This window comes from Acidaminococcus sp. AM05-11 (assembly GCF_003472805.1).
Taxonomy (GTDB): domain Bacteria; phylum Bacillota; class Negativicutes; order Acidaminococcales; family Acidaminococcaceae; genus Acidaminococcus; species Acidaminococcus hominis.
In genome coordinates this window covers 56,256-68,361 of sequence record NZ_QRMX01000001.1, presented here as the reverse complement: position 1 = coordinate 68,361, position 12,106 = coordinate 56,256, and the positions used below count along the sequence as shown (strand labels likewise).

The window sequence follows — 12,106 nt, the reverse complement described above, 5'->3', positions numbered from 1 at the left end:
AATGCAGGTATATTGAAATATTTTCAAAACAGCCTTTTTAGCCTTGTTCTTTGCAGATTTTTCTCCTAATTTGTAAAGAAGAACGGGATTTTTATCCATATTGTCCATCTAAGCGAAGTTTTCAGACAGGCATTTCAGCTGTTTTCCCGGCATTTTTCCTATTTTGGCAAGGCAAATATTAAAAGTTCTTATATTTATTACTGGTTAACTCAACTTTATTGTACGCTTTCTTTTGACAAGTTTTCCTGCCTCAGGTATAGTGGAAGTAGAATCACCTCTGCCGCTTTTGGCAGCTTATATTTTGCTTCTGAGAGGGGAATACCATGGAACAACTGAAACTTTTCGCTTCTGCAATCCTCGCCGGGGTCTGCATCGGCCTGGGAGGTGCCGCCTTTGTAGCCCAATCCAACCGGCTCCTGGGCGCCTGTCTGTTCTGCATTGGCCTTTTGACCATCTGCCAGTACGGTTTTGCCCTGTTTACCGGCCGGGCGTGCTATGCCCTGCAGCAGGACGCTGCCTACGCCCTGAAACTGCCCCTGATTTGGCTGGGGAATCTGGTGGGTACCGGCCTTACGGCCCTGCTCCTATCCCAAACCCGGGTAGTGATTGCCAGCCGCAGCGCGGCCCAGGCCCTGGTTTATGCCAAGAGCCAGGACAGCCTGCTGAGCCTGTTCATCCTGGGGTTTTTCTGCAATATTTTCGTGTTCCTGGCGGTGGAAGGCTACCGCAGTGCTCCCCACGTTCCCGGAAAGTACCTGGCCGTCTTCCTGGGGGTAATCGTTTTCGTTCTCAGCGGCTACGAACACAGCATTGCGGATATGTTCTACTTCTTTATGGCAGGCCGGATGAATGGGGATGCCCTCCTGCGGATTCTGGTCATTTCCGCCGGCAACGCAGCGGGGGGCCTGTGTGCCTGCAACAGTTTCCGGCTGGTACAAAACAGGGCCAAAAGCTGACCCAGTTTCAGCAATCAAAAAAGGAGTGCGGCCCCCTGGCTGCACTCCTTTTTGCTGTCTATTATTTTTACAATTTTACAAAGTCCGCAGAATTGATGCCGTCCAAACCTGCCACAATTTGCAGGGTGCTCTTATCCACGGTGCTGTCCACGGTCATTACCATCATAGCGCTGCCCTTATCCATATCCCGGGCCACCTGCATGGTGGCAATGTTCACATGGGCGGCTCCCATCAGAGTACCAATCTGCCCAATCATGCCCGGCTTATCATCGTTCTTGGCCAGGAGCATATAGGGTGCCGGTACCACATCAAAGGCATAGCCCTGGAGTTCCGTAATATGGGGCGTATTGTCCGGCGCAACCGTTCCGGCTGCGGTAAAGACCTTTTCCCCGCTGTACACCCGCAGGCTGATCCGGTTCACCCGGTCTTCCCCATTGACCTTGCCTTCCACCACGGCTACGCCCCGGTTCTCGGCGGCCAGTTCGGCGTTGACCACGTTGACCCGTTCCTTCAGGATGGGGTCAAACAGGCCCTTCAAGATGCTGCGGGTAATCAGGTTGGTTTCCAGATGGGCAGCCGGTCCCTGGTAGATGATCTCCACCTTGTCCACCGGGTCTTTCTCCAGCTGGTAATAGAACTTGCCCAGGCATTCGCCCAGCTGCAGATAGCCAGCCATGCCTTCCAGTTCCTGGGGATGCAGGGCCGGCAGGTTCACAGCGTTGGGCACCATTTGGCCCTTCAGTACGTTTACCACTTCTTCGGCAATGGCGATGCCCACCTTGTCCTGGGCTTCCACCGTGTCAGCGCCCAAGTGGGGCGTCAGTACGCATTGGTTCAGGCCAATCAAGGGGGAAATGGGTTTGGGTTCATCTACCAGTACGTCCAAACCGATGCTGGCTACCTTGCCAGCCTTGATAGCGTCAGCTACAGCCTGTTCGTTGTACAAGCCGCCCCGGGCGCAGTTCACCAGGCGAACCCCGTCCTTGCATTTGGCCAGTTCGGCCTTGCCCAGCATATTGATGGTTTCTTCCGTCTTGGGAGTATGGATGGTGATAATATCGGCTTGGGCCAGCAACTCATCCAGGGTTTCACATTTTTCTACCCCCAGCCGTTTGAACCGGCTGTCGGGAATGTAGGGATCGTAGGCAATAACCTTCATTTCAAAAGCCTGCATCCGCTTGGTAACCAAGGTACCAATCCGGCCCAGGCCGATAATCCCCAGGGTCTTGTGGTACAGTTCCACGCCCTTCAGGTCCTTCCGGTCCCAGACCTTGCTTTCAATCATCTTCTGGGCCCGTACCGTATTCCGGCAGGAAGCCAGCATCAGGCCAATGGTATGTTCAGCGGCCGAAATTACGTTGGCTTCCGGAGTATTCACCACAATGATGCCCCGCTGGGTAGCTCCGGCAATATCGATGTTGTCTACCCCGTTGCCGGCACGGCCCACCACCTTCAGGTTGGTGGCTGCCTGATAAAATTCTTCGTTGATTTTGGTTACGCTGCGCACCACAATGGCATCGTATTTTCCCACAATCTTTAATAACTCTTCACGAGGAATGTCAAATTTTACATCCACTTCCAAATCCGGCTGGTTTTTCAGCATTTCCACGCCTTTGTCCGAAATACGCTCTACCACGATGACTTTTTTCTTGTCCATTGTTATCTCTCCTTTAAGAAAAATAAAACTCCCGTTCTTGACCCCCTAAATGGGTATGTCAAGGACGGGAGAAGATCTCTCACGTGGTGCCACCTTATTTCGCTGCGGTGCAGCCTCATTTCCAGTGTAACGGCTTGGCCGGGTGGGTTGCTGCCCCCACCATCTCCGGAGTGGATTCCACACCATCTTCCGCTGCTTTTCACTGCCAGCAACTCTCTGTAGGAAAAGATCATGTGTACTTGGTTCCTTCATAGACAATTTTCTATATGAATTTAGGTGATACAAGAACTTGATTACAAGTCTAATCACTTTTGTCCGGATTGTCAAGGGCCTGTGTAAATTTTTCTGCCTGTTCTAAATGTTTTTTCAATATCCGGGTCCGGTTTCCCACGGTTTCCAGGGCATTTTGGGCTTCTTCCAGCTTTTTCTCCGCCTTCTCCACCGCCAGCTGGAAAGTTCCCAAATCATTGTTGATCTGGGCCACCAGCCGCCAAACCTGGCTGGTCTGTTTTTGCACGGCCAGGGTCCGGAACCCCATTTGAAGGCTGTTGATGAGCGCCGCCAGGGTAGTGGGACCCGCCAGGGTCACCCGGTACTTCCGCTGGAGTTCCCCCACCAGGCCCGGCAGGGATACCGCTTCCGCAAAAAGCCCCTCCAGAGGCAGGTACAGCAGCCCAAAATCCGTGGAATAGGGCGGGGCAATATACTTGTCCCGAATATCCCGGGCCTCGCTTTTTAACCGCAATTCCAGCTGCTTCAGGGCCAGGGTTTCCCCGTCCCCGTCCCCGGCCTCCCGGGCCTCCACCAACCGCTGGTAATCTTCCAGGGGAAATTTGGCGTCAATGGGCAGCCACACCGGCCCTTCACCGGTCCGTCCCGGCAGCCGGATGGCAAATTCCACCCGTTCCTGACTCCGGGGCCGGACGGCCACATTGGTGCCGTACTGGTCCGGGGCCAGCATATCTGCCAACAGGTTCCCCAGCTGCATTTCCCCCCAGATACCCCGGTTCTTTACGTTGGTAAGCACCTTTTTCAGGTCCCCCACCCCCTGGGCCAGGCTCTGCATGGACCCCAGGCCGCGGCTTACCTGCCCCAGCCGGTCGCTGACCACACCCATGGACAGGGTCACCTTCTGGTCCAGGCTGTCCCGGAGCCGGTCCGCATCTTCCCGGGCCTGCTGGCGCAGCACTTCTTCCCGGGCGGCCAGCGCTCCGTATAGTTTCCACAACAGCAGCAGCACCAGTACCAGAACCCCCAGCACGGCGCCCAATAAGATTGTTTCCATTCCGTTCATCCTTTCCTTTTGTTCTGCCCGTCCATTATAACAGAAAAACCCGTGTTCTTCCCACTTCCGGCTGGATTGTCTTCCGCACGGGGAGGGGCTATAATAAGGGATAAAGCGAACCGTCAGCAATTTAGCCAGCACTGGGAAAGGAAGACCCGCCATGATCAAACGCAACCCGGAGCGCACCAAGGCACGCCTGCTTCGCAGCGGCGCTGCCCTGTTTGACGCCAAAGAATACCGGAATGTATCCATCCTCGCCATTGCCCAGGCCGCCGGCTGCAACAGCGCCCTGATTTCCTACTACTTTGGCGGCAAGGCCGCCCTGTACCAGGCCGTTGTCAAAGAAGAATGCCAGGAACTTTCCCGGCTCCAGGAGGAAGTGGAAGCAGCAGGGGGAACGCCCTTGGAGCGGCTCACCCGCTACCTTCAGGAAATTCTCCGCAGCCAGCTGGAACCCCAGAAGCACGGGATTATGCCTATGCGGCTTTCCTGCTGGAAGCCATTACCGAACTGCTGTTCCTGCTGAAGGAGCATACCCTTCCCTTTAATCCGGAAGGAAAATCGCCGGAGCAGCTGCTGGAGGATTTGGTACATTTTGCATTGCGAACAGTAAAAAAAGGAAGTTCCTAAAGGAACTTCCTTTTTTTCTATATACTTATCAGTTCATTCTTTTAAGTTAGGCTTCCATCAGATCCGTCATGCTGTGCAGACTGATGGCAATGGTGGACCCATTGTGCAGCAAAGCCGTGGTAGCCGGAGGCAGAATGCCTAATACGCCCAAACCAATGAGCCCGGCGTTAAAGGATACCACAAAGTCATAGTTGAAGTTTACCCGGCGCATCAATAGGGTGCTCAGCTGCTTCAGCACCACCAGCTGCTGCAGGTCGTGGGCAGAAATGGTAATGTCCGCAATCTCCCGGGCAATATCCGCTCCTTCGGCAATGGCAACGCCGGCGTCTGCCGCCGACAGGGCCGGGGAATCGTTGATACCGTCCCCTACCATCACCACCGTATGGCCTTGGGCCTTGGCTTCTTCTACAAATCGTGCCTTATCTTCCGGCAGCACTTCGGCGTAGAACTGGTCCACCCCGATTTTGGCCGCTACCGCCGCTGCCGTCCGCTCGCTGTCCCCAGTCATCATGACCAGGCGTTTAAAGCCCGCCTGCCGCAGATTCCGCAGCACCTGGGGTGCTTCTGGCCGCAGAGGATCCTGAATGCAGATAATGGCCATCAACTTGCCGTTTAGGGCCATATAGATATGGGAATATTCTTCCGGCCGGCTTTCGTAGATGGCTTCTTCCCCTTCCGGGATAACGCAGTGCTCATCGTCAAAAATAAAGTGGCCGGAACCGATAACAATCCGTTTCCCTTCCACCTGGGAAGCAATCCCGTGGGCCACAATATATTCCACCTTGCTGTGCATTTCCTCGTGGGTCAGGCCCTCTTCCGCAGCCTGGCGCACAATGGCGTTGGCCACCGAATGGGGGAAATGCTCCTCCAGGCAGGCAGCATACCGCAGCACCGTGCTCCGGTCGTACCCGCTGAAGCACAAGACATCGGCCACCTTGGGTTTGGCCAGGGTCAGGGTACCAGTCTTGTCAAAGACAATGGTATCCGCTTCCGCTACCGCTTCCAGGAACTTGCCGCCCTTGACGGTAATCTTATGGGTGCTGCATTCCCGCATGGCGGACAGCACCGAAAGAGGCATGGACAGCTTCAGTGCACAGGAGAAGTCCACCATCAGGATGGACATGGCCCGCATAACGTTCCGGGTCAGCAGGTAGGTCAGGACGGTACCGCCCAAGCACCAGGGCACCAGCTTGTCCGCCAAATGGGCGGCCTTGCTTTCCAGGTTGGATTTGAAGCTTTCGGAAGCCTGGATCATTTCCACGATCCGGTCGTAGCGGGTGGCACCAGCGCCGCCCTTGACCTTCACGGTAATTTCCCCATCTTCCACCACCGTTCCGGCGTACACCGTAAGCCCCGGCTTCTTTTCCACCGGCAGGGATTCCCCGGTCATGGAAGCCTGGTTGACCAAGGCTTCCCCAGCCGTCACTTCCCCATCCAGAGGAATGGTGGAGCCCATCTTTACGCTGACCAGATCCCCGTCCGCAATTTCGGCCAGGGGTACTTCCACTTCCGTACCTTCCACCACTTTCCAGACCGTGTCAATGTGCAGGGACATATTCTCGGCCAGGTCGTGGACGGACTTCCGGTAGGACCATTCTTCCAGCAGTTCCCCAATATGGAGCAGCAGCATAACGCTGCCCGCCGTGGACAGGTCGTTCTGCAGCATGGCTGCCGTAATGGCCGTCGCATCCAGCACCGGCACATCCAGCCGGCCCTGACGCAGGGACCGGAGCCCCAGGCGGATAAAGCCCAAGGTATGGTACCAGGAGCGAATCATCCGAAGCGGCAGGGGCAGGAAGAACTTGCAGGCAAAATGCCGGGTTACCAGCCCAATCAGCCGGTTCCGGTATTGCCGGTTCAGCTGCAGGGAGCCCGCCTTCTCCTTGGTGGCCTTCCGCAGTTCCGGATCGTTCATGTTCAGCCGGGCCAGGGCGGTAATAATCCCCTGGCGGTTATCGCCTGCCAAATCCTGTTCATAAAAGACGGCAATGCCGGCGGCGCTGGAATACAGCTTCACCTTGCGGACGCCGGCAACCCGTTCCAAGCCCCCTAAAATGGCAGCTCCCTGCTCCAGGTCAAAAGAGCGGACTTTCCGCCCCTCCTGGGCCAGGCAGCGCACCCGCAGGCGGCCTGGAACCTCATTTTGAATTTGAAATTTCATGGCTCTCGCTCCCTTGTTTTGACCCTAGGGAACGGGGCTTATTTCGCAGCGTCTTCGATAACCGGCGTTTGGGCAGCTTCAGCAGCTTCTGCAGCAGCTTCTGCTTCTTCAATTTTCTTGTTTTCTTCCTTGGCAGCCGCTACAATGTCATCGGCTTGTGCCTGCAGGCAGGCAGTGCTTTCAGAAGCGCATTTTTGCACCCGCAGGGCAGCGGCCGTGCTCTTGACCAGGGCTTTTTTCATCAGCTTGGATTTTACCAGCTTTTCACCCAAAAGACCCAGTACAGCCCCTCCAGCTACCAATCCCGTTTTTACCCAATCTTCTCTTTCCATATCCATTGCCACCTTTCCGTAAATTGCCCGGAGCATTTGGCCCATTAGGAGAACGTTTCACATGAGTCCGCTGCAGCCGCAATCCTTTGGGGGGCGTCCTAATTCCCGCCCAAAAGCCGCATTGTAATTGCGTCTGCACCACACTCCAGTATCATCCGGGGAGGTTATAGTCCAATTTGACTTTCCTCATTATAGTACGAACTAACTTGATAATGCAACATTTTTAGGCAAAATTCAACGCATTTTCATGCCTATCCGTATGTTCTATTGTTTTATAAAATTTTAAAACGCTATAACTATGAATATTGCTTATTCTTCTTCCATTTTCTTGCTATTTTTATAAGGACTTTTCTATTGCAGGGGTATTTCCCTGGTTGGCTATAGGTAGGGATAAGTTAAAGGAATAGCAGATTTTCTTAACCAGTTTTTATAAACTAACTTCCTGCAGCCTGCGGCCGCAAAAAAAGAAGCGCCCCCGGCCCTAAGGCAGAGAAACGCTTCCTATATTGGGGCGCCTTACCAGGCAGCCACCGTTCCGTCCGTCCGGGGTTCCGTAGCTCCCACCAGGACGCCGTCTTCCCGGCGCCAGATAATCTGGCCCCGTCCGAAGGCGCTTTTTTCACTTTTTACGGTAATTTCATGGCCCCGTTCCCGCAGGCCTGCAATGATTTCCGGGCTTACCCCGTCTTCAATTTCTACCTTTTTGTCCCGAATCCACTGCCACCGGGGTGCATCCAGGGCAGCCTGGGGATTCAGGTGGAAGTCCAAGGTATTGAGCATCACCTGGAGATGGCCCTGGGGCTGCATAAAACCGCCCATGACCCCAAAGGGCCCCACGGCCTTGCCGTCCTTGGTCAAAAAGCCTGGGATAATGGTATGATAGGGCTTCTTGTTGGGGGCCAGGCAATTGTCCTTGGAAGGATCCAGGGAGAAGTTCAGGCCCCGGTCGTTCAGGGCCAGGCCATAGCCCGGAATCACAATCCCGGAGCCAAACCCCCGGAAATTGCTTTGGATGTAGGAAACCATGTTTCCTTCCCCGTCCGCCGTACACAGGTATACCGTGCCGCCGCTGAAGGGATCCCCGTGCTGGGGCTGCAAAGCCTTTTCCCCAATCAGGGCCCGGCGCGCTGCCGCATAGTCCTCGCTCAGCAGGTCTTCCACCTTAGTCCGCATATAGCGGGGGTCGGCTACGAATTCCTGGGCATCGGAGTAGGCCAGTTTCATGGCTTCGATTTGTTTATGGTAGCTGTCCACGGTTTCCCGTTCCGGCAGGTCAAAGCCCTTCATAATATTGAGGGCCATCAGAGCCGTAATACCGTGGCCATTGGGGGGAATCTCCCACACATTGTAGCCCCGGTAGTTCACCTGGATGGGTTCCACCCACTGGGCTTCATAGCCCGCCAGGTCTTCCTTCCGGAGATAGCCGCCGGTTTCCCGGCTGAAGCGGTCCATGGCTTCTGCCAGCTCGCCCCGGTAAAAGGCTTCGCAATGGCTGTCCGCCAGGATTTTTAAGCTTTTGGCGTGATCCGGCAGGGTAACCAGTTCACCCACTTCCGGCACCCGGCCGCCCTTGTAGAAGGTCTGGAACCAGCCCTGAAAAGCAGGGTCGTCCTTAAAGGGCAGGAAAACCTGCTCCCCTTCCTTCCACAGCTGCCCAATAATCGGGGACAGGGGATAGCCCTGGGAAGCGTACTCTATAGCCGGTTCAAACAATTTGGCAAAAGGCAGACGGCCAAAGCGCTTGTGCAGTACGGACCAGGCGGACGGTGCTCCCGGCACCGTAACCGGAATCCAACCCCGGATGGGCATTTTTTCCGTAATGCCCAGCTTGGCCAATTTTTCCCGGTTCAAGGAAGCCGGTGCGTGACCGCTGCCGTTCAACCCATACATCTTATCCTTCATCCACACAATGGCAAAGGCATCACTGCCCAGGCCATTGCTGGTAGGCTCCACCACGGTCAGGCAGATAGCCGTGGCAATGGCCGCATCCACAGCATTGCCCCCCGCCTGGAGCATACGCAGGCCTGCTTGGGCAGCCAGCGGCTGACCGGTGCAGACCATACCATGCCGGGCAAAAATCACCCGCCGGCGGGAAGGATACGGATACGCAGATAGATTAAATTCCAAACCCATAGTTTCACCCCTTCTTCTAGAGGGCAGCTTCCGCCGTCCTTAATACTGGCTCAGCAAAAAGCCCATATACATGGGCAGTTCCAAAATACCGCTCCGGGTTTGCCGGTTTACATTGCCCAACCCCAGCTGGATGGCCTGTTCCACATGGTAGGTTTCCGGCTGCTGGAGAATGGTTTTCAAGCTCTTGGTATTGCCCGTGGACGGCGTTGCTTTCACCAGGGTACTCTGGGACTGGCAGCGGATGACAAAGTCCACTTCCAACCCGGAGTTCTTGTGGTAGTAGTACAGTTTCCGGCCGCTTTTGGCCAAAAGGTCCGCCGCCAGGCTTTCGTAAATGGCCCCTTGGCAGCCGTTCAGATTACCTTCCAGAAGGGCGGCTCGTTCTTCCCCTTCCAGCATGGCAGCAAACAACCCCACATCTTTCAGGTACACTTTGAAAATGGAGTCAATGGCATGGCGTTCCAGGGGCAGGCCCGGTTCCGTCAGGTTATAGCAGCGGGTTACCAGACCGGCTTCTTCCAGCCACTGGAGGGTTCCCTCAAACTGGGAAGCCTTGGACCCCCGCTTCAGCTGGGCGTACTGGTACTTCTTGTTTTCCTTGCTCAGCTGCTGGGGGACCACTTCCAGGCATTCCCGCAGCTTGGCCTGGGCCCGTTTGTTCACCTTCACAAACAGGTTTTCTTCATAATCCTGGAGAATTTCCCGCTGGAGCTGGTACACCCGGTTCAGATCCTTGTGTTCCACATAGTCGGCTACCACCCCGGGCATACCGCCTACCAGCACGTACAGCTTCAGCAATTCGTTAAGCCGCAGATGCAGGGCTTCCGGCACCTGGGTTTCTTCTGCCAGGCTTTTGCGCAGCAGGTCCAGCACCGGGGACGTAATGCCGTTCACCCAGAGAAATTCCTCAAAGTCCAGGGGAACCATGTTGACCACCGTTTCGTAGCCCACGGGAATCATGGCAGAACCATTGCCGTAACCCTTGACCCCCAAAAGGGAGCCTGCGGCAATCACATCGTACCGGCCGTCCAGCTTAAAGGCCTTCAGGGCCGCATGGGCCTTAGGGCATTCCTGGATTTCATCTAACAGCAGCACCGTCTTATGGGGTTCGAACACCGTATCCGGACCGGCCAGAGCCGTAATCAGCATTACCAGGTAATTCACATCCTGGGAGTCTTCAAAAATTGCCGCATAATCCGGCTTATCCTGGAAATTCAAATAAACCACATGGTCGTATTCCTTTTTGGCGAATTCCTTCATGGCCGTGGTTTTGCCGCAATGGCGGCAGCCCTTGATCACCAAGGGGTTGTGATTGGGTACCTGCTTCCAGGTCTGCAGAAACTTTTCGATTTTCCGTTGCAGCATTTTTTGCCTCTCTTTTCTCTCTTCCGGGACGTCCCTTCGGTAAAAAGGGAACACTCCGTCCGTAAAATGGGTACCCTAACACTTTACAGGATTTTCGTATTTTTTTCAATGGACTTTTAGAAAAAAATTCCCCTTATTCAAAACGCTTTTTCCATTCTGCTTAACCCTTACAAAAAGAAACATTTTTCCAGTAAAATACCGGGGCAACAGGGCTTTTGTGTTATAATACTAAGAAGAATGATTCCAAAGGAGGTTTTGTTATGACTCAAATTTCTGACGAATTACTGGAACGTTTCCTGCGTTATGTAAATATTCCCTCCCAAAGCCGGGCCGGCGGCGGGGTTCCCAGTTCTCCCACCCAATGGCACATTGCCAAGCAGCTGGAGGTGGAACTGGAACTGATGGATCTGGAAGATCTGCGGCTCAGCGAACAATGCGTACTCACCGGCTATCTGCCGGCCAACCTGCCCAAGGACTTTACGGGTACCGTACCGGCCATCGGTTTCTGCGCCCACCTGGATACGGCGGACGTAAACCTGAGCCCCATTGTCCATCCCCAGGTGGTGAAAGCCTATCCTGGCGGAGATGTGAACCTGAACCCGGAAAAACATATTGTCATGAAGGCAGCGGAACATCCGGAACTGGCGGACTATATCGGCCAGGACATTGTCTTTACCGACGGCACCAGCGTACTGGGCGCCGATGACAAGGCAGCCATTGCCAACATCATGACCATGCTCCATACCCTGTACACCCATCCGGAAATTTACCATGGGGACATCTACGTGGCCTTTGTCCCCGACGAAGAAGTGGGGCTCAAAGGGTCCAAAGCCATGGATTACAGCCGGTTCCCGGTGGCCTTTGCCTACACCATCGACAGCAGCGCCGTAGGCGAAGTGGTCTATGAAACCTTTAACGCCGGCACCGCTCTGGTAAACATCCAGGGCATCAGCGCCCACCCCATGAATGCCAAGGGCCGGCTGGTGAACCCCACCCTGTTGGCCGTAGACTTTGTGAACCTGTTTGACCGGAAAGAAACCCCAGAATGCACCGAAGGCAGAGAAGGCTACATCTGGGTAAAATCCATCCAGTCCAACGCTTCCCGGGCGGAGGTGCTGCTCAACATCCGGGACCACGACAAGGCCAAATACGAAGCCAAGAAACAGCAGATCCGGGACGCCGTGGAACAGTTAAAGAAAATGGAACCCCGAACCCATGTATCCCTGTCCCTGGAAGACGTATACGGCAACATCAAAGATGCCCTGACCGACGACAATAAACAGGCCATTGACTTTATTTACCAAGCCATGGAAGACCTGGGCATCACCCCCAAGACCATCGCCATGAGAGGCGGTACAGACGGAGCCTATATTTCCACCAAAGGCATCTTTACCCCCAACTATTTTACCGGCGGTCTGAACTTCCATTCCAAATACGAATTCCTGCCCGTACCCAGCCTGGAAAAGTCCTATGAAGTGACCATGAAAATCATCCAGCTGGTATACGAAAAAGCTCTTCACGCCTAAACAAAAACAAAAAACACAGGCTTCCCCGCAAAAGGAAGCCTGTGTTTTTTTATAGCCGCGC

At 54.7% G+C, this 12,106-nt stretch carries 9 protein-coding genes; 3 read left to right on the top strand and 6 right to left on the bottom strand.

The features are described 5' to 3' along the window. Positions 1-323 precede the first annotated feature (323 nt). Positions 324-956 carry a formate/nitrite transporter family protein gene (locus DW089_RS00350; RefSeq protein WP_105326668.1) on the top strand — a complete coding sequence of 211 codons (633 nt, stop codon included), beginning with the start codon at positions 324-326 and terminating at the stop codon, positions 954-956. A 67-nt stretch (positions 957-1,023) separates the two neighbouring features. On the opposite strand, the gene serA is transcribed toward DW089_RS00350, so the two are convergent. Beyond that, complete coding sequence (gene serA, locus DW089_RS00345) at positions 1,024-2,613, bottom strand: phosphoglycerate dehydrogenase (protein WP_105326667.1); 1,590 nt, start codon at positions 2,611-2,613, stop codon at positions 1,024-1,026. A 301-nt stretch (positions 2,614-2,914) separates the two neighbouring features. Then, on the bottom strand, positions 2,915-3,898 hold the full coding sequence (locus tag DW089_RS00340) for a DNA recombination protein RmuC (RefSeq protein ID WP_105326666.1): 984 nt from the start codon (positions 3,896-3,898) through the stop codon (positions 2,915-2,917). Between the two features lie 160 nt (positions 3,899-4,058). Here DW089_RS00340 and DW089_RS00335 point away from each other — a divergent pair, with 160 nt between their 5' ends. Further along, entirely contained in the window at positions 4,059-4,424 is a 366-nt protein-coding gene (locus tag DW089_RS00335) for a TetR/AcrR family transcriptional regulator (protein WP_118286642.1), read from the top strand. A gap of 150 nt (positions 4,425-4,574) precedes the next feature. Here DW089_RS00335 and DW089_RS00330 read toward each other — a convergent pair whose 3' ends face one another. From DW089_RS00330 to DW089_RS00315, 4 genes are all read right to left on the bottom strand, one after another. Continuing rightward, positions 4,575-6,689 (bottom strand): heavy metal translocating P-type ATPase, encoded by a 2,115-nt coding sequence (locus tag DW089_RS00330; protein WP_105325527.1) that lies wholly within the window; start codon positions 6,687-6,689, stop codon positions 4,575-4,577. A gap of 38 nt (positions 6,690-6,727) precedes the next feature. Then, positions 6,728-7,021 carry a DUF6110 family protein gene (locus DW089_RS00325; protein WP_105325543.1) on the bottom strand — a complete coding sequence of 98 codons (294 nt, stop codon included), beginning with the start codon at positions 7,019-7,021 and terminating at the stop codon, positions 6,728-6,730. 516 nt (positions 7,022-7,537) lie between these two features. Further along, positions 7,538-9,154: a gamma-glutamyltransferase family protein gene (locus DW089_RS00320; RefSeq protein ID WP_118286641.1), complete on the bottom strand. Its 1,617-nt coding sequence runs from the start codon at positions 9,152-9,154 to the stop codon at positions 7,538-7,540. A gap of 39 nt (positions 9,155-9,193) precedes the next feature. Further along, positions 9,194-10,519: an ATP-binding protein gene (locus tag DW089_RS00315; RefSeq protein WP_105326661.1), complete on the bottom strand. Its 1,326-nt coding sequence runs from the start codon at positions 10,517-10,519 to the stop codon at positions 9,194-9,196. A 260-nt stretch (positions 10,520-10,779) separates the two neighbouring features. Between DW089_RS00315 and pepT the strand changes: the two genes are divergently transcribed. Beyond that, on the top strand, positions 10,780-12,045 hold the full coding sequence (gene pepT / locus DW089_RS00310; protein ID WP_105326660.1) for a peptidase T: 1,266 nt from the start codon (positions 10,780-10,782) through the stop codon (positions 12,043-12,045). The last annotated feature ends 61 nt before the right edge of the window (positions 12,046-12,106 follow it).

Coding starts and splice junctions, on each gene's coding strand:
- DW089_RS00350 (WP_105326668.1), top strand. CDS start 324: ATGGAACAACTGAAACTTTTCGCTTCTGCAATCCTCGCCGGGGTCTGC.
- serA (WP_105326667.1), bottom strand. CDS start 2,613: ATGGACAAGAAAAAAGTCATCGTGGTAGAGCGTATTTCGGACAAAGGC.
- DW089_RS00340 (WP_105326666.1), bottom strand. CDS start 3,898: ATGGAAACAATCTTATTGGGCGCCGTGCTGGGGGTTCTGGTACTGGTG.
- DW089_RS00335 (WP_118286642.1), top strand. CDS start 4,059: ATGATCAAACGCAACCCGGAGCGCACCAAGGCACGCCTGCTTCGCAGC.
- DW089_RS00330 (WP_105325527.1), bottom strand. CDS start 6,689: ATGAAATTTCAAATTCAAAATGAGGTTCCAGGCCGCCTGCGGGTGCGC.
- DW089_RS00325 (WP_105325543.1), bottom strand. CDS start 7,021: ATGGAAAGAGAAGATTGGGTAAAAACGGGATTGGTAGCTGGAGGGGCT.
- DW089_RS00320 (WP_118286641.1), bottom strand. CDS start 9,154: ATGGGTTTGGAATTTAATCTATCTGCGTATCCGTATCCTTCCCGCCGG.
- DW089_RS00315 (WP_105326661.1), bottom strand. CDS start 10,519: ATGCTGCAACGGAAAATCGAAAAGTTTCTGCAGACCTGGAAGCAGGTA.
- pepT (WP_105326660.1), top strand. CDS start 10,780: ATGACTCAAATTTCTGACGAATTACTGGAACGTTTCCTGCGTTATGTA.